Origin of the sequence: Pseudocitrobacter corydidari (assembly GCF_021172065.1) — a bacterium.
GTDB lineage: Bacteria > Pseudomonadota > Gammaproteobacteria > Enterobacterales > Enterobacteriaceae > Pseudocitrobacter > Pseudocitrobacter corydidari.
Genome location: NZ_CP087880.1, coordinates 3505501 through 3523408, shown reverse-complemented (window position 1 = coordinate 3523408; position 17908 = coordinate 3505501). Strand labels below are relative to the sequence as shown.

Genomic DNA, 17908 nt, shown 5'->3' with positions numbered 1-17908 from the left:
GGCGCAAGCCCCTCTCTCTTTACGCGCAGCGCGCTATTGCCTGGCGAGCGCTGAGCTCTGTATCTGAGGTAATAACAATGAAAATGAAGAAAAGTCTCGTCGCCCTCGGCCTCTGCGCAGGTCTTATGGCAAGCGTACCGGCAGTCACCTTTGCCGATGTAAACTACGTGCCGCAGAACACCTCTGCCGCGCCAACCATTCCGACCGCTGCGTTACAGCAACTGACCTGGACGCCGGTGGATCAATCTAAAGTTCAGACCACAACGCTCTCCACGGCTGGCCAGAGCCTGAATGTGCCTGGTATCAGCGGCCCGGTTGCGGCCTACAGCGTGCCCGCCAACATTGGCGAGCTGACGCTCACGCTGAGCAGTGAAGTCAACAAACAAACCAGCGTATTTGCGCCGAACGTCCTGATTCTGGATCAGAACATGACGCCATCAGCGTTCTTCCCGTCAAGCTACTTCACCTATCAGGAACCGGGCGTCATGAGCGCTGACCGTCTTGAAGGCGAAATGCGTCTGACGCCTGCGCTGGGTCAGCAGAAACTGTATGTGCTGGTGTTTACCACCGAACAAGACCTGCAAAAAACCACCAAATTACTGGACCCGGCTAAGTCCTACGCTAAAGGTGTCGGTAACGCGATTCCGGATATCCCGGATCCGATTGCCCGTCATATCACCGACGGCACGCTGAAGCTGAAAGTGAAAACCAATAGCACCTCCAGCGTTCTGGTCGGCCCGCTGTTTGGCTCTTCCGGACCGGCCCCGGTGACCGTGGGTAACACCGCTGCACCGACTTACGCCGCGCCTGCCGCCGTAGCCGCTGCACCAGCGCCAGCACCGGCCAAGAAAAGCGAACCGATGCTGAATGACACCGAATCTTACTTCAACAACGCCATTAAACAGGCTGTTGCGCGTGGTGATGTAGATAAAGCGTTGAAACTGCTGGATGAAGCTGAGCGCCTCGGCTCCACCTCTGCGAGATCCACCTTTATCAGCTCTGTAAAAGGCAAGGGGTAATGACATCCCCACAGCGCTGATGTTTAGGCTATGCCTTTCGGTGCGCCCCTTGGGGCGCACTTTTTTTCTGTTGTGCGCCATGCTGTTGCATAACTGTTGCGCCAATGATCGTATTTAGCCATTACTGCACTCCCGCCCGCGCCAATCTGCGATACAATAGCCTCTCAATATGTACTGGAGAGTCAGGCATGACGCATCCCGCACTGACGCAACTGCGTGCGCTGAACTATTTTGACGCCATCCCCTCGCTCGACGCTGAACAACTCGACTGGCTGCTGCTGGAAGATTCCATGACCAAACGTTTCGAACAATATGGTGTGGTCAGCGTCACACTGATTGACGAAGGGTTTGTCACCCGCGATGCTATAGCACCTGAGCAGGCGCTGTTGCCAGACGAGCAACGTTACTGGCTGCGCGAAATATTACTCTGTGTGGACGGCGAGCCCTGGCTTGCCGGGCGCACTGTGGTACCCGAATCGACGCTGAGCGGCCCGGAACTGGCGCTGCAACAGCTTGGCAAGACGCCGCTGGGTCGTTACCTGTTTACGTCTTCCATGCTCACGCGTGATTTTATTGAGATAGGTTGCCATGCAGATCTCTGGGGGCGTCGTTCCCGCCTTCGGTTGAGTGGGAAACCGCTGCTTCTGACCGAGCTGTTTCTGCCTGCATCGCCGTTGTACTAAGAGGAAGAGAAAATGGAGTGGAGTCTGACGCAGAATAAGCTGTTGGCATTTCATCGCCTGATGCGCACCGACAAGCCGATTGGTGCCTTGCTGCTGCTGTGGCCGACCTTATGGGCGTTGTGGGTTGCCGCGCCCGGCGTACCACCGCTGTGGATCCTGGCGGTGTTTGTCGCGGGCGTCTGGCTGATGCGCGCCGCCGGTTGCGTGGTGAATGACTATGCTGACCGTAAATTTGATGGCCATGTAAAACGCACCGCCAATCGCCCGTTACCGAGCGGTGCGGTGACGGAAAAGGAAGCGCGAACCCTGTTTGCCGTGCTGGTGTTGCTGTCGTTCCTGCTGGTGCTGACGCTCAATACCATGACCATTCTGCTTTCGGTCGCGGGGCTGGCGCTGGCGTGGGTTTATCCGTTTATGAAGCGTTACACCCATCTGCCGCAGGTGGTGCTGGGCGCGGCGTTCGGCTGGTCGATTCCGATGGCGTTTGCCGCCGTCAGTGAATCGCTGCCGCTGAGCTGCTGGTTGATGCTGCTGGCGAATATCCTGTGGGCGGTGGCGTACGACACGCAGTATGCGATGGTTGACCGCGACGATGACGTCAAAATCGGTGTGAAATCGACGGCGATTCTGTTTGGTCAGTATGACCGCTTAATTATCGGCATTTTGCAGGTGGGTGTGCTGGCATTAATGGCGGCGATTGGCTATCTGAACGGGCTTAACTGGGAATTCTACTGGTCTATCCTGGTTGCAGGCGCGCTGTTTGCGTATCAGCAGAAGCTGATCCAACACCGTGAACGCGCAGCCTGTTTCCAGGCGTTTATGAACAATAACTACGTTGGACTGGTGCTGTTTATCGGTCTGGCGATGAGTTACTGGCACTTCTAAAAATGAAAAAGCCGGATTTTCATCCGGCTTTTTTATGGCGGGGGCGCTACGCTTGCCCGCCCTACAAGCTCCTGGCCCGTAGGCCTGATAAGCGAAGCGCCATCAGGCGTCTTTCGGCGCCGCTTCTTCGTCCTGCGTCACACTCTCAATCGTCAAACGCACGTCCGGGGTAATGAGGTTCGCCATCATCTGGTAAACCTTCATCGTCTCTTCCGGCTCGGCGTCGCCGCTGTCGCTGATATAGCCTTCATCACGCAGCGTCAGCACCAACGATGAGAACACTGCTTTATCAAAGAACTCCGGCGAGTTAATGCCGTGCAGCACCGACAGACGTTGCGCCACGGTGCGGCTCTCTTTCTCCAGCGTACTGCGGTTCATCGATGGGTTGGCGCTCAGCAGCCAGAACGTAATGGCATAACGTTGCAGCGTTTCGCGCGCGCCTGCGGCCAGCAGTTGCAGGGTGCGGGAATGAGACGGATTAATGTGCAACTCATCGCCCTGACGGGTGATCAGCGCCTGGCGTTCCATCTCGTCAACCAGCGTATCAATCACCGACGCCAGCTCTGCTTTTTCCCAGCGCAGGAACAGCTCGGCCTTCAGCATCGGGTAGAGCACTTCAACCATGTTCTGCACATCCGCGCGGGAGACATGGCGATGCTGGGTCATGATGGTCGCCAGCAGCGACGGCATGATCAGCATATGGGCGATGTTGTTACGGTAGTACGTCATCAGCACCGCCTGCTCGCGCGGCAGGATGATGATATCGCCAATGGTGTCTTTCTCGACTTCGAACTTGTTCATCTGCAACGCGTGATCGATAAGCTCGCTGGCCGTCACGTTTGGCGTGGTGGCATCCGGCGAATACGGCGCGTTGCGCAGCAGCGACAGGTAACAGTCTAACTGTTGAGTTAACTGCTCGCGGGTCAGAGAACGCTGACGAGACGCCAGCAGCGCGGTACAGCACAGGTTCATGGCGTTCGCCGCACCTGCGTTGTTGATGCGCACCATCAGTTCGGCGGCGATACCGTTCACCGTTGGCGTCAGCCAGGCCGGACGAATGGCTTCGATAGGATCGATAGACTCGCGCCACTCCGGTACGTGATGGTTCAGGTAGTTCATCAGCGGAATCGGCTCGCCGAAGTTCACATAGCCCTGGCCCAGGTTGCGCAGCTTGCTCAAGCCCTTGAGCATCTGCGGCAGGCTCTCTTTCTCTTTGGTCGCACCGCGCAGCTCTTTCGCGTACGTGCCCACTTCCATCACGTGCTCGTACCCGATGTAAATCGGCACCAGCGTGATAGGACGCGTACCGCCGCGCAGCATCGCCTGAATGGTCATCGACAGGGTGCCGGTTTTCGGGTCCAGCAAGCGGCCAGTACGGGAACGCCCGCCTTCCACAAAGTATTCAACGGAATAACCACGGCTGAACAGCTCGCCGAGATATTCACGGAACACGGTGGAGTAGAGTTTGTTGCCCTTAAAGGTACGGCGAATAAAGAACGCGCCCAGGCGACGGAAAATCGGGCCAGCTGGCCAGAAATTCAGGTTGATACCGGCAGCAATGTGCGGCGGCACCAGCCCCTGGTGATAGAGCACGTAGGAGAGCAGCAGGTAGTCCATATGGCTACGGTGGCACGGTACATACACAATCTCGTGGCCGTCGTGCGCCAGCTGGCGAACGCGCTCGGCGTTGTGCACGTTGATCCCCTGATAGAGACGGTTCCAGGTGAAGCCCAGAATGCGGTCCGTCAGGCGAATCATCTCATAGGAGAAGTTGGCGGCAATCTCTTCCATCAGCGCGATGGCGTTTTGCTGCGCTTTTTCATGAGAGATTTTTTTGCTGCGCGCTTCATCTTCAACCGCTTTGGCAATCGCGCGTGAGGCGAGCAGCTTGTTGAAGAGATCCTGACGCGCAGGCAGGCGCGGGCCTACCGCCGCCAGACGCTGGCGAGCGAAGTGCATACGCGCCACGCGCGCCAGTTTTTGCGCGATAATTTTATCGGTACCGTGTTCATCGGCCATGCGGCGCAGCGAGACGGACGGTGAGAAACGCACGAAGCTGTCGCGGCCAAGCCAGGAGACGGCGAAGAATTTCTGGATGCCGTTCAGCATGCGCAGCGGCGGGTTCACTTCGCCTTTCTCGCGCCCTGGACGACGACCAAACATCACCGACACCGGCACCATCTGCACGTCCAGATTCGGATTGCTGCGATGCAGATCGAGATAGTCGTGGAACAGCTTGATAGACTCTTCTTTCGGCGTGTAATAGGTGAACACGCGTGGGCCGCCATGGATAAACACATAGCGGGGCAGTAGGGTGCCGTCGATCTCCAGCGGCTCTAGCGGGTCTGGGAGATCGTGCGCCAGGCACTGGGCGCGCAAGGTCAGTAAGTCGGCCTTAGAGTTATAAGGCAGGACGTACATGATCGGGCGCGAGGTATCGAGCCCCAATTCCTGGGCAGGCTCTGCCGGAATAGACTTGCTTTTTACCAGTATGCTTAATGGTAAATTCAGTAATTTGTAGTAAATTCGTGGCCAACCGGACATAAACGATGTAAAGCCTCTGGTTAATCATGCAAATGCGCGGCAAGAATATCAGAAAGTCAGCAGGATTTCTGTTCTACCGCCGATAACAGCTACTGTCATTGATGCGTATAACGCTAAAAGGTTCTATTTGATGGCCAATAATACCACTGGACTCACCCGAATTATCAAAGCGGCTGGTTATTCCTGGAAAGGTTTTCGCGCGGCGTGGATAAACGAAGCCGCATTCCGCCAGGAAGGGGTCGCCTCGGTTGTGGCCATTATCATCGCTTGCTGGCTGGACGTTGACGCCATTACCCGCGTCTTGCTGATAAGCTCCGTCCTTCTGGTGATGATAGTGGAAATTCTCAATAGTGCGCTGGAAGCGGTGGTTGACCGCATTGGTTCTGAGTATCACGAACTCTCCGGGCGGGCGAAAGATATGGGTTCTGCGGCGGTATTGCTGGCGATTTTCGTCGCGGTGATGACCTGGGCCGTGCTGCTGTGGTCGCATTTCCACTGAGGCTCGCATAATCTGCGAAAACTCCTGTATTTTGTGTGTTTTGCGGTTCCAAAATAGCCGTTAACTGTATATACTCACAGCATAACTGTATATACACCCAGGGGGCGGAATGAAAGCGTTAACGACCAGGCAGCAAGAGGTGTTTGATCTCATTCGAGATCATATCGGCCAAACGGGCATGCCTCCGACACGTGCGGAAATTGCTCAGCGCCTGGGGTTCCGTTCCCCGAATGCGGCGGAAGAGCATCTGAAAGCGCTGGCGCGTAAAGGCGTTATTGAAATTGTTTCGGGTGCCTCGCGCGGCATTCGTCTGTTGGTAGAAGAAGAAACCGGCCTGCCGCTGATTGGCCGCGTCGCCGCCGGTGAGCCGCTGCTGGCGCAGCAGCACATTGAAGGCCACTATCAGGTCGATCCTTCACTGTTCAAACCAAACGCGGACTTCCTGCTGCGGGTGAGCGGTATGTCGATGAAAGATATCGGCATTATGGACGGCGACCTGCTCGCGGTGCACAAAACCCAGGACGTGCGTAACGGCCAGGTGGTTGTCGCGCGCATCGACGAAGAAGTAACGGTAAAACGCCTGAAAAAACAGGGCAACGTCGTCGAACTGTTGCCGGAAAACAGCGAGTTTTCCCCGATTATCGTCGATCTTCGCCTTCAGAACTTCTCCATTGAAGGGCTGGCCGTTGGCGTGATCCGCAACGGCGAATGGCTGTAATCCTCTCCCGATAACAACGGCGCATCATGCGCCGTTGTTTGTTCTCTTTTCTGTTCAGGTTCCTAACCATGTCGCTCTTCACGGCTGCCGACAAGGCATTATGGCGTCTCGCCCTCCCCATGATTTTCTCCAATATCACGGTTCCCCTGCTGGGGCTGGTGGATACGGCGGTGATTGGTCATCTGGATAGCCCTGTCTATCTCGGCGGCGTGGCGATTGGCGCAACGGCAACCAGCTTCCTGTTTATGCTGCTGCTCTTTTTACGTATGAGTACCACCGGCTTAACTGCGCAGGCCTTCGGCGCGAAAGATCCCCTCCGGCTTGCGCGCGCGCTGGTGCAACCGCTGCTGCTGGCGCTGGGGGCTGGGTTACTTATCGTACTTTTCAAAGGGCCGCTGATTAATCTGGCGCTCACCGTTGTCGGCGGCAGCGATGCAGTGCTGGAGCAGGCGCGGCGCTTCCTTGAAATTCGCTGGTTAAGCGCGCCCGCCTCGCTGGCGAACCTGGTGCTGCTGGGCTGGCTGCTCGGCGTTCAGTACGCGCGTGCGCCGGTAATTTTGCTGATCGTCGGCAACGTCCTGAACATTGTCCTCGACCTGTGGCTGGTGATGGGCCTGCATATGAACGTGCAGGGGGCGGCGCTGGCGACGGTGATTTCCGAATATGCCACGATGCTCATTGGCCTGCTGATGGCGCGTAAGGTGCTGGTGCTGCGCGGTATTACAACTGACATGCTGAAGACGGCCTGGCGCGGAAATATGCGCAGCCTGCTGGCACTCAATCGCGACATTATGCTGCGCTCGCTATTGCTTCAGCTCTGCTTTGGCGCATTAACCGTATTTGGCGCTCGGCTGGGCAGCGATGTGGTGGCGGTCAATGCGGTACTGATGACCATGCTCACCTTCACCGCCTACGCACTCGATGGCTTTGCCTATGCCGTAGAAGCGCACTCCGGGCAGGCTTACGGTGCGCGTGATGACAGCCAGTTGCAGCAGGTCTGGCGCGCGGCCTGTCGACAGGCAGGCATTGTGGCGCTGGCGTTTGCGCTGGTGTACGCGGTGGCTGGCGGTCATATTGTGGCGATGCTGACGTCGCTGCCATCGTTGCAGCAGCTTGCCGATCGCTATGTGCTCTGGCAGGCCGTATTGCCGGTGATTGGCGTCTGGTGTTATCTGCTGGATGGCATGTTTATTGGTGCGACGCGCGGGGCGGAAATGCGTAACAGCATGGCCATTGCAGCCGCTGGGTTCGCCTTAACGCTGCTGACGGTGCCGGTATTGGGCAACCACGGTTTATGGCTGGCGCTGGCGGTATTCCTTGCGCTGCGTGGCCTGTCGCTGGCGGTTATCTGGCGTCGTCACTGGCAAAAAGGCACCTGGTTTTCACCACAGACATAACGGCGTGGATGGTTAAAGATTCTGAATAGTGAATTGTCAGCGATATCCTCTTCTACACTTATTATCACGTTCAGCAGAAATGAACGCCGAAGGACGAAGTGATATCTCATCCATGATCGAATGATAAGGAGCTGATGATGAACAAAGACGAACTCAGCGGTAACTGGAAACAGTTCAAAGGTAAAGCGAAAGAGAAATGGGGCAAACTGACCGACGATGACATGACCGTTATCGAAGGTAAACGCGATCAGCTGGTCGGTAAAATCCAGGAACGTTATGGATATGCTAAAGACCAGGCAGAGAAAGAAGTTAGCGATTGGGAAACCCATAACGACTACCGTTGGTAGTCTCGCTAACAGCGTAACGCTTAACTCCCCTCAATAAGCGTATCCTGCCCGCTGGTACAAGGACGTGCCAACCCTCGAATTACCGTGCCTTTTTCTTGATCTGAATCGTGTGGTCGTGGTGGCAATGCTCGTGTGAACTGCATGCCTCTACTTCCACACATTCTGCGCATAAGCCGTGCGCTTCAATCACATTATGGCGTAACGCAAAGCCCATTCGTGCCGCGACCATATGCATAATATCTTCCACGCCTTCCGCACACTCTTCCTTCACCACGCCGCAGCGATCGCAGATAAACATCGCCGATGTATGCGTAGGTTGATCAAAAAGATGGCACAGCACATAGCTGTTGGTGGATTCCACCTTATGCACAAACCCCTGCTCAAGTAAGAATTCCAGCGCGCGATAAACGGTAGGCGGCTTGGCCTGCGGCTCTTTCACGCGTAATAAATCGAGAAGATCGTACGCGCTGATGGCACCTTGTTGCAGGCTCAACAGACGTAGCACTTCCAGACGCTGTGGAGTCAGGCGCACGCCGCGCTGCGCACAGAGCTTTTCAGCCTGCGCCAACATATCTTGCGAAGTGGTCTTATCCATTTTGCGTCCTCGCGCTACGGGGGAAATAGACCTCTACTTTACCATGTTATGGCAAAAACACCGAGTGCCTGAATAATCGCCTACCTGAGGTAAATCTTAAAGCGCACCCTTTAGCCTGATTGAAAGGCATAAATGCTGGGAAGCGCGGTGCCGCTCATCTATAAATAGGAAGTATAAAGCTAATAATAACGATAAGGCGAAAAGCCTGATATATCCTGTTTTTTCTCACTTAATACCAACTTTTCACAGCAATAGTTCACCCTTATGCGTTTTCTGCATGGGGCGTTTTCACCTGCAAACAAACGGTACAACTGTGAAAATAAACATTAAATATTCGCTTATTCCTTTGACGGCGTCTTTGTTTATGGCAAATCAGGCGCATGCCGCCAACACCTGGTCAGAAGCGCGAAATGATGCGATGGGGGGCACCGGCGTGGCGTCGGCAAATTACGGCAGCGGCGTGCTGATCAACCCGGCGTTGTTGGCGAAAGCCAAACCGGACGATGACATTACGGTGATTCTTCCTGCCGTGGGCGCGCAAATCACCGACAAAGACAATCTTCAGGATGAAATCGACGACATTAACGACAAAGTTAATAACTATCGCGGCGTCCTTAACGATTTAACCTTGCATGATATCTTGCTGGATCCACAGGGTACGTTGGGGCAGTTTCAGGGGGCTGCGGGCGATCTGGCGAGCGAGCTGGACTATCTGAAGGGCAAAACCGCGCGCGCCAGCGGAGGCGCAGGGATTGCCGTCAGTATTCCAAACGACGTGCTGTCGGTGGCGTTTGTCACCAAAGCCTATGCTCATGGGCGGGTGAGTTCTGCTATTGATCAGGGCGATATCGATTATCTGCGTGGCATCGAAGGCAGCCAGGCGACGGCGATCGCTGAGGCTGGAAAAGCCGTGGTGGGGGGCTCGGATGAAATCACCAAACACCTTAATTCAACAGCTTCAGGGCGCGTAGCAATTGTCTCTGACTACGGCGTCGCGGTGGCGCGGCAGTTTGAGCTGGGCGATGTGCCCGTTTCGGTCGGCATCACGCCAAAGCTGCAAAAAACCTGGCTCTATAACTACACCACCTCTATCTACAACTATGACAGCAGCGACTGGAACAGCAGCCGCTACCGCAACGATGACACTGGCTTTAACGTCGATGCCGGTATTGCGGCCGACTTTGGCGAGAACTGGACGGTGGGCGTGAGCGGACAAAACCTGATTTCCAGGGATATCGACACCAAAGATGTCTTTATCACCAATGGTGAAACGGGCGTGACCACTAACTATAAAGATACCTACCAGATCCGCCCGTTGGTAACCGCTGGAGTGGCGTGGCACAACGATTTGGTGACGCTGAGTGCCGATGGCGATTTGACCGAAACGAAAGGGTTTAAAAGCGAGGATAACTCGCAGTATGTTGGCGTCGGGGCGGAAGTTCGCCCGCTGGACTGGCTTGCCGTGCGCGCCGGTTATCGCGCGGATGTGAAGAATAACGACAGTAATGTCTTCACTGGTGGTGTCGGTTTCGCGCCGTTTAACCGCGTGCATGTCGATTTGATGGGGTTGGTGGGTGAAGATGAAACCTGGGGGGCTGGCGCGCAGTTAAGCGTCACGTTCTGAGCCTGTTGCCGGATGCGCTACGCTTATCCGGCCTACCAGCCAGATGCCACCGTAGGCCCGGCAAGCGCAGCGCTCCGGGCGATTCCCCGCACCCACCGCCGATACACCATCGCAACCTTGCCTCACCGCTTTTGCTTTGTGCTATAGTAGCGCCCCTTTTTCAGAATGCTTAATAAATCGCCATGCCAGAATCTTCGTCCACCGTTTTCCCTGCACACCGTTTTTCCATCGCGCCGATGCTCGACTGGACCGACAGACACTGCCGCTATTTCCTGCGCCAGTTGTCGCGCCACACGCTGCTGTACACGGAAATGGTCACCACCGGAGCGATTATTCACGGTAAGGGCGACTACCTGGCCTACAGCGAAGAAGAACATCCGGTCGCATTGCAGCTTGGCGGTAGCGATCCGGCGGCGCTGGCGCAATGTGCGAAACTGGCGGAAGAACGCGGCTATGACGAGATTAACCTCAACGTTGGCTGCCCGTCCGATCGTGTACAGAACGGGATGTTCGGTGCCTGTCTGATGGGCAATGCCCAACTGGTGGCGGACTGCGTAAAAGCGATGCGCGATGTGGTATCGATTCCCGTCACGGTGAAAACCCGTATCGGCATCGATGACCAGGATAGCTACGAGTTCCTCTGCGACTTTATCAATACGGTGGCCGGGCGCGGCGAGTGCGAGATGTTTATCATCCATGCGCGCAAAGCCTGGCTCTCTGGCCTCAGCCCAAAAGAGAACCGCGAAATTCCGCCGCTGGATTACCCGCGCGTGTATCAACTGAAGCGTGACTTCCCGCACCTGACGATGTCGATCAACGGCGGCATTAAATCGCTGGAAGAGGCGAAAACCCATCTGCAACATATGGATGGCGTCATGGTCGGGCGCGAGGCGTATCAGAACCCCGGTATTCTGGCGACGGTCGATCGCGAAATCTTTGGTGTCGAAGGCGCGGATACTGACCCGGTTGCGGTGGTGCGCGCAATGTACCCCTACATCGAACGTGAACTGAGTAACGGCACCTATCTGGGCCACGTGACGCGTCATATGCTGGGCTTGTTCCAGGGCATTCCGGGCGCACGTCAGTGGCGTCGCTACCTGAGCGAGAACGCCCACAAAGCCGGTGCGGATATCAACGTGCTGGAGCACGCGCTGAAGCTGGTTGCCGACAAGCGTTAAAATTTCACTAAAAACTGGTCAAATTCACCACGCCCGGCACGTAGTTGTCGGGCGTTTTTATTGAATATCAATAATTTAACTTTGGCATGATTCTTGTAATATCCAGAAGAGAATGACGATATCTTTGGGAGAGAGCCATGTTTGAGCTGCTGTTTGTGATTGGATTTTTTGTGATGCTGCTGGTTACGGGCGTTTCACTGCTGGGCATTATTGCCGCGCTTTTCGTCGCCACGGCGCTGATGTTTGTCGGCGGCTTGTTCGCACTGGTGTTTAAATTGCTGCCCTGGTTGCTGCTGGCGATTGCCGTGGTATGGGTGATTCGGGCGATTAAAACGCCAAAGATTCCCGAGTATCGGAGTAATAACCGTTGGCGTTACTAAGGTATTGAGGGGTTCGTCACACAATAGAAATTTTGCATAAAACGGCATAGGTTTCGCGTAATAAATCTGTCACTATTGCGCCGTTAACGAATTCATCGAGCTGTACCCTACATACAGCCGAACTAAAAAAAGTAAGGGCTTCCCATGTGGAAGCCCTAAGCTTTTCTAGGGGATTAACAGGCTCGAACCCTGTGTCGCCCGGCTCTCAAGCACCTCATGCGCATGCTTCGCATCGGTCAGCGCAAACTTCTGTTTCTCTGCCACATCCACTTTAATCACGCCGCTGGCAATCAACGAGAACAGCTCATTGCTTGCTTCCTGCAACTCTTCGCGCGTTGTCACGTAGCCATACAGGGAAGGGCGGGTCACGTATAGTGAACCTTTCTGGTTGAGAATACCCAGGTTTACGCCCGTGACTGGCCCGGAGGAATTGCCGAAGCTCACCATCAACCCGCGACGTTGCAGGCAATCCAGCGACGCTTCCCAGGTATCTTTCCCGACCGAGTCATACACCACGCGCACTTTCTTACCGCCGGTAATCTCTTTCACGCGCTCGACAATATTCTCATCGCGATAGTTAATCACCTGCCATGCACCGGCCTCCAGCGCACGTTTGCCTTTCTCCGCGCTGCCAACGGTACCAATAAGCTTCGCGCCCAGCGCTTTCGCCCACTGGCAGGCAATCAACCCTACGCCGCCCGCTGCGGCATGGAACAGGAACGGCTCGTCCGGTTGAATTTCATAGGTTTTGCGCAGCAGATAAAACACCGTCAGCCCTTTGAGGAACGATGCCGCCGCCTGCTCAAAGGAGATAGCATCTGGTAAAATCGCGACCTTATCTTCCGCCACGTTATGCACTGCGCTATAGGCACCCAGCGCAGACTGCGCGTAAACCACCCGATCGCCCACGCTGACATGTTTCACGTCTTTACCGATTTTCGTCACCACGCCCGCCGCTTCGGTACCCAGGCTGCTTGGCAGCGACGGCGGTGGATAAAGCCCGCTGCGGATGTAGGTGTCGATATAGTTAATACCGATAGCTTTGTTTTCGACCTGCACTTCGTGGCTCGCCGGATCGGCGGGAGTGAACTCTACGGCCTTGAGTACTTCGGGGCCGCCATGCTTGTCAAATTCGATGCGTGTTGCCATGCTTCCTCCTGAACAATGTGGTAATCTTTCGACCCAATCTTTATCTCGGTAACTCCATTCACTATGGCAGCAAATAAACCCTTCAACAAACAACAGACTGAAGCTCGTGAGCGTGATCCTCAGGTCGCCGGGCTGAAAGTGCCGCCGCACTCGATTGAAGCGGAACAGTCGGTGTTGGGCGGTTTGATGCTGGATAACGAACGCTGGGACGACGTTGCCGAGCGTGTCGTGTCTGATGATTTCTATACCCGTCCGCACCGCCATATCTTTACTGAAATGGGGCGCTTACAGGAAACCGGCAGCCCAATCGATCTGATTACGCTCGCGGAATCGCTGGAGCGTCAGGGGCAGCTTGATAGCGTTGGTGGCTTTGCTTATCTGGCTGAGTTGTCAAAAAATACGCCAAGTGCCGCGAATATCAGCGCTTATGCCGATATCGTCCGTGAACGTGCCGTTGTCCGTGAGATGATCTCGGTGGCGAATGAAATCGCCGAAGCCGGGTTTGATCCTCAGGGCCGCACCAGCGAAGACCTACTGGATCTCGCGGAATCCCGCGTCTTTAAAATCGCGGAAAGCCGCGCCAATAAAGATGAAGGCCCGAAAAATATTGCCGATGTGCTGGACGCCACCGTCGCGCGTATCGAGCAACTTTTCCAGCAGCCGCACGATGGTGTGACGGGTGTAAACACCGGCTATGACGATCTCAATAAAAAAACCGCGGGCCTGCAACCGTCGGATTTGATTATCGTCGCCGCGCGTCCGTCGATGGGTAAAACGACATTTGCGATGAACCTCGTCGAAAATGCGGCGATGTTGCAGGATAAACCGGTGCTGATCTTCTCGCTGGAGATGCCCTCGGAACAGATTATGATGCGTTCTCTGGCGTCGCTGTCGCGCGTCGATCAGACCAAAATCCGTACCGGTCAGCTGGATGATGAAGACTGGGCGCGAATTTCCGGCACCATGGGCATTCTGCTTGAGAAGCGTAACATCTACATCGATGACTCCTCCGGCCTGACGCCGACAGAAGTACGCTCCCGCGCGCGTCGTATTGCCCGCGAACATGATGGCATTGGCCTTATCATGATCGACTACCTTCAGCTGATGCGCGTGCCGTCGCTCTCCGACAACCGTACGCTGGAAATCGCGGAAATATCCCGCTCGCTCAAAGCGTTAGCGAAAGAACTGCATGTGCCGGTGGTGGCGCTGTCGCAGCTTAACCGCTCACTGGAACAACGTGCCGATAAGCGCCCGGTCAACTCCGACCTGCGTGAATCCGGCTCAATCGAACAGGATGCCGACTTAATCATGTTTATCTACCGTGATGAGGTTTATCACGAAAACAGTGACTTAAAAGGTATCGCCGAGATTATTATCGGTAAGCAGCGTAACGGCCCGATCGGTACCGTGCGTCTTACCTTTAACGGGCAATGGTCGCGTTTCGATAACTACGCAGGCCCACAGTACGACGACGAATAACAAGATTGATTCAGGTAACTCAAGCAAACACTTTTCAAGGAACACAAATGCAAGCGGCAACTGTAGTGATTAACCGCCGCGCTCTGCGACACAATCTGCAACGTCTGCGTGAACTGGCGCCTGCCAGCAAACTGGTTGCGGTGGTGAAAGCGAACGCCTACGGACACGGTCTTCTGGAGACCGCGCGAACGCTCCCCGATGCCGACGCCTTTGGCGTCGCCCGTCTGGAAGAGGCCCTGCGGTTGCGCGAGGGCGGCATTACGCAACCCATCTTACTGCTGGAAGGCTTCTTTAACGCCACCGATCTACCGGTTATCGCTGAACAGCAGCTTCATACCGCCGTGCATAATATGGAACAGCTGGAAGCGCTGGAGACCGCGCAGCTCAGCCGCCCGGTAACGGTGTGGATGAAGCTCGACACCGGTATGCATCGGCTGGGTATTCGTCCCGAAGAAGCGGAGGCGTTTTACCAGCGTCTGAGCCAGTGTAAAAATGTCAGCCAGCCGGTCAACATCGTCAGCCACTTTGCGCGTGCCGATGAACCCGAGTGCGGCGCGACGGAAAAACAGCTCGATATCTTCAACACTTTCTGTGAAGGCAAGCCGGGGAAACGCTCTATCGCAGCGTCTGGCGGCATTTTGCTGTGGCCGCAGTCGCATTTCGACTGGGCGCGTCCGGGCATCATTCTCTACGGCGTATCGCCGCTGGAACAAAAGCCCTGGGGGCCTGATTTCGGCTTCCAGCCGGTGATGTCGCTGACCTCCAGCCTGATTGCCGTGCGCGAGCATAAAGCCGGTGAGCCGGTCGGCTACGGCGGTACCTGGGTCAGCGAGCGTGATACCCGCCTGGGCGTGGTGGCGATGGGCTATGGCGATGGCTACCCGCGCGCTGCGCCATCCGGCACGCCGGTACTGGTTAATGGCCGTGAAGTGCCGATTGTCGGCCGCGTGGCGATGGATATGATCTGCGTTGACCTGGGGCCAGAAGCGCAGGATAAAGCGGGCGATCCGGTGGTGATGTGGGGCGAAGGGCTGCCCGTTGAACGCATCGCGGAAGTCACCAAAGTGAGTGCTTACGAACTTATCACGCGTCTGACGTCGCGCGTGGCGATGAAGTATATCGATTGATTGTGTGGTGCCGGGTGGCGGCTGCGCCTTACCCGGCCTACTATTTGATAACATCCGGCGACAACATCCTCTCGACCTTCTCCCGCTTCCGGTTTATTGTGTTATTACCTGCCTTCTGTAAACCTGGAGAACCACCTCGTGTTTCAAAAAGTTGACGCCTACGCTGGCGACCCTATTCTTTCGCTGATGGAGCGTTTCAAAGACGATCCGCGCAGCGATAAAGTGAACCTCAGTATCGGCCTGTACTATAACGAAGAGGGCATCATCCCCCAACTTCAGGCCGTCGCTGAGGCCGAAAAGCGCCTTGCCGCCGAGCCGCATAGCGCCTCGCTTTACCTGCCGATGGAAGGGCTGAACAGCTACCGTCAGGCCATTGCGCCGCTGCTGTTTGGTGCCGACCACCCGGTGCTGGCGCAGAAACGCGTCGCCACTATTCAGACGCTGGGCGGTTCCGGTGCGCTGAAAGTGGGGGCGGATTTCCTCAAACGCTACTTCCCGGATTCCGGCGTCTGGGTCAGCGATCCGACCTGGGAAAACCACGTCGCCATCTTTGAAGGCGCGGGCTTTACGGTCAAAACCTATCCGTGGTTCGACGGTGAGACCAATGGCGTGCGTTTTGACGCGCTGCTGGAAACCCTCAACACATTGCCTGCGCAAAGCATCGTGCTGCTGCATCCGTGCTGCCACAACCCAACCGGCGCGGACCTGACGAACAGCCAGTGGGATGCGGTGACGGAGGTGCTGAAGGCGCGCAACCTGATCCCGTTCCTTGATATCGCCTATCAGGGCTTTGGCGGCGGCATGGAGCAGGATGCCTATGCCATCCGCACGATTGCGTCGGCGGGCTTACCGGTGCTGGTGAGCAACTCATTTTCAAAAATTTTCTCGTTATACGGTGAGCGTATCGGCGGCTTGTCTGTGGTCTGCGAAGATGCTGATGCGGCAGGGCGCGTGCTGGGCCAGCTGAAAGCGACGGTACGTCGTAACTACTCCAGCCCGCCGACGACCGGCGCGCAGCTTGTGTCTACCGTGCTCAACGACGACGCGCTGAAGGCCTCGTGGCTGGCGGAAGTGGAAGCCATGCGCACGCGTATTCTGGACATGCGCCAGGCGCTGGTGAACGTACTGAAAGAAGCCATGCCGGACGGGAATTTCGATTACCTCCTCAAGCAACGCGGTATGTTCAGCTATACCGGCCTGAGCGCTGCGCAGGTTGATCGCCTGCGTGATGAGTTCGGCGTCTATCTGATTGCCAGCGGTCGTATGTGCGTTGCCGGGCTGAATTCCCGTAACGTGCACCGCGTCGCGCAGGCATTCGCGGCGGTAATGTAAGCAAGCACTCACTCTTCACGCGACATCGCTGCCGCGTGAAGTGTCCTGCAAGGCAAAAGTGTGATCCCTTATCCTTTTTCCAGGATAAATCCTGGAAAATCCTTCCCTTCACTCCCTGTAACCGTTAAGGTCTTTCTAATTTTTTGAAGTATCACTCACTTTAAAACAAAAACAAGACGACGATTTAGGGAAAACTATGCGCAAGATCACACAGGCGCTGAGCGCCGTTTGTTTGTTGTTCGCGTTAAATAACACGGTTACCGCTCATGCTTCATCACCATCTCCGCTCTATCCGGGTACGGATGTCGCTAAACTGGCCGAACAGGCACCCATCCACTGGGTATCAGTGGCGCAAATTGAAAACAGCCTGATGAATCATCCACCGATGGCGGTGGGTTTTGATATCGATGATACGGTGCTGTTTTCCAGCCCCGGCTTCTGGCGTGGGCAGAAAACCTGGTCTCCGGGCAGCGAAGAGTATCTGAAGAACCCTGCATTCTGGGAAAAAATGAACAACGGCTGGGATGAGTTCAGCATTCCGAAAGAAGTCGCCCGTTCATTGATTGCGATGCACGTGAAGCGCGGTGACAGCATCTATTTCGTTACCGGGCGTAGCGAAACCAAAACTGAAACGGTCTCCAAAACGTTGCAGGACTATTTCCTGATCCCGGCGACCAGCATGAATCCGGTCATTTTTGCCGGTGATAAACCGGGCCAGAATACCAAAACGCAGTGGCTGAAAGAGAAGGGCGTAAAGATCTTCTACGGCGATTCGGATAACGATATCTCGGCGGCGCGCGAAGCAGGTGCCCGTGGCATCCGCGTGCTGCGCGCCTCAAACTCCACGTATCGACCGCTGCCGCAGGCGGGCAAGTACAATGAAGAAGTGATTGTGAATTCCGAGTACTAAACGCCCCGCAGATAAATGATGCTTTTTTAGTCAAAAATCAGT

17 protein-coding genes are annotated in these 17908 nt (G+C 55.7%); 14 read left to right on the top strand and 3 right to left on the bottom strand.

The genetic code is table 11. The features are described from left to right. The first annotated feature begins 77 nt into the window (after positions 1-77). From malM to ubiA, 3 genes are all read left to right on the top strand, one after another. Entirely contained in the window at positions 78-1019 is a 942-nt protein-coding gene (gene malM / locus G163CM_RS16375) for a maltose operon protein MalM (RefSeq protein WP_231825652.1), read from the top strand. 188 nt (positions 1020-1207) lie between these two features. Then, positions 1208-1702: a chorismate lyase gene (gene ubiC, locus G163CM_RS16370; RefSeq protein WP_015966334.1), complete on the top strand. Its 495-nt coding sequence runs from the start codon at positions 1208-1210 to the stop codon at positions 1700-1702. Between the two features lie 12 nt (positions 1703-1714). Beyond that, a complete protein-coding gene (ubiA, locus tag G163CM_RS16365; protein ID WP_015966333.1) occupies positions 1715-2587 on the top strand; it encodes a 4-hydroxybenzoate octaprenyltransferase in 873 nt (290 codons plus the stop codon). A 102-nt stretch (positions 2588-2689) separates the two neighbouring features. Here the strand turns inward: ubiA and plsB are convergent, their stop codons facing one another. Beyond that, on the bottom strand, positions 2690-5131 hold the full coding sequence (plsB, locus tag G163CM_RS16360) for a glycerol-3-phosphate 1-O-acyltransferase PlsB (protein ID WP_015966332.1): 2442 nt from the start codon (positions 5129-5131) through the stop codon (positions 2690-2692). Between the two features lie 130 nt (positions 5132-5261). On the opposite strand from plsB, the gene G163CM_RS16355 reads away from it, so the two are divergent. From G163CM_RS16355 to G163CM_RS16340, 4 genes are all read left to right on the top strand, one after another. Continuing rightward, positions 5262-5630: a diacylglycerol kinase gene (locus G163CM_RS16355; RefSeq protein WP_113859023.1), complete on the top strand. Its 369-nt coding sequence runs from the start codon at positions 5262-5264 to the stop codon at positions 5628-5630. 109 nt (positions 5631-5739) lie between these two features. Continuing rightward, positions 5740-6348 (top strand): transcriptional repressor LexA, encoded by a 609-nt coding sequence (lexA, locus tag G163CM_RS16350; protein WP_231825651.1) that lies wholly within the window; start codon positions 5740-5742, stop codon positions 6346-6348. A gap of 68 nt (positions 6349-6416) precedes the next feature. Next, the gene (dinF, locus tag G163CM_RS16345; RefSeq protein WP_231825650.1) at positions 6417-7745 is read left to right on the top strand and encodes an MATE family efflux transporter DinF; all 1329 of its coding nucleotides are present in this window, start codon (positions 6417-6419) and stop codon (positions 7743-7745) included. Between the two features lie 137 nt (positions 7746-7882). After that, on the top strand, positions 7883-8092 hold the full coding sequence (locus G163CM_RS16340) for a CsbD family protein (RefSeq protein WP_015966328.1): 210 nt from the start codon (positions 7883-7885) through the stop codon (positions 8090-8092). A 79-nt stretch (positions 8093-8171) separates the two neighbouring features. Here G163CM_RS16340 and zur read toward each other — a convergent pair whose 3' ends face one another. Then, positions 8172-8687 (bottom strand): zinc uptake transcriptional repressor Zur, encoded by a 516-nt coding sequence (zur, locus tag G163CM_RS16335; protein ID WP_231825649.1) that lies wholly within the window; start codon positions 8685-8687, stop codon positions 8172-8174. A gap of 277 nt (positions 8688-8964) precedes the next feature. Between zur and G163CM_RS16330 the strand changes: the two genes are divergently transcribed. The 3 genes from G163CM_RS16330 to pspG all read left to right on the top strand — a co-directional run bounded on the left by G163CM_RS16330 (position 8965) and on the right by pspG (position 11869). Continuing rightward, complete coding sequence (locus tag G163CM_RS16330) at positions 8965-10311, top strand: conjugal transfer protein TraF (RefSeq protein WP_420851103.1); 1347 nt, start codon at positions 8965-8967, stop codon at positions 10309-10311. Between the two features lie 182 nt (positions 10312-10493). After that, positions 10494-11489 (top strand): tRNA dihydrouridine(20/20a) synthase DusA, encoded by a 996-nt coding sequence (gene dusA / locus G163CM_RS16325; RefSeq protein ID WP_231825647.1) that lies wholly within the window; start codon positions 10494-10496, stop codon positions 11487-11489. Positions 11490-11626: 137 nt separating this feature from the next. Then, entirely contained in the window at positions 11627-11869 is a 243-nt protein-coding gene (gene pspG, locus G163CM_RS16320; RefSeq protein ID WP_231825646.1) for an envelope stress response protein PspG, read from the top strand. Positions 11870-12034: 165 nt separating this feature from the next. On the opposite strand, the gene G163CM_RS16315 is transcribed toward pspG, so the two are convergent. Continuing rightward, positions 12035-13018: a quinone oxidoreductase gene (locus tag G163CM_RS16315; protein ID WP_231825645.1), complete on the bottom strand. Its 984-nt coding sequence runs from the start codon at positions 13016-13018 to the stop codon at positions 12035-12037. A 63-nt stretch (positions 13019-13081) separates the two neighbouring features. On the opposite strand from G163CM_RS16315, the gene dnaB reads away from it, so the two are divergent. The 4 genes from dnaB to aphA all read left to right on the top strand — a co-directional run bounded on the left by dnaB (position 13082) and on the right by aphA (position 17866). After that, positions 13082-14497: a replicative DNA helicase gene (gene dnaB / locus G163CM_RS16310; protein WP_041686336.1), complete on the top strand. Its 1416-nt coding sequence runs from the start codon at positions 13082-13084 to the stop codon at positions 14495-14497. A 47-nt stretch (positions 14498-14544) separates the two neighbouring features. Next, positions 14545-15624 carry an alanine racemase gene (gene alr, locus G163CM_RS16305; RefSeq protein WP_231825644.1) on the top strand — a complete coding sequence of 360 codons (1080 nt, stop codon included), beginning with the start codon at positions 14545-14547 and terminating at the stop codon, positions 15622-15624. A gap of 138 nt (positions 15625-15762) precedes the next feature. Then, complete coding sequence (gene tyrB, locus G163CM_RS16300; RefSeq protein ID WP_231825643.1) at positions 15763-16956, top strand: aromatic amino acid transaminase; 1194 nt, start codon at positions 15763-15765, stop codon at positions 16954-16956. Positions 16957-17152: 196 nt separating this feature from the next. Further along, positions 17153-17866 carry an acid phosphatase AphA gene (gene aphA, locus G163CM_RS16295; protein ID WP_015966318.1) on the top strand — a complete coding sequence of 238 codons (714 nt, stop codon included), beginning with the start codon at positions 17153-17155 and terminating at the stop codon, positions 17864-17866. Positions 17867-17908: the final 42 nt, after the last annotated feature.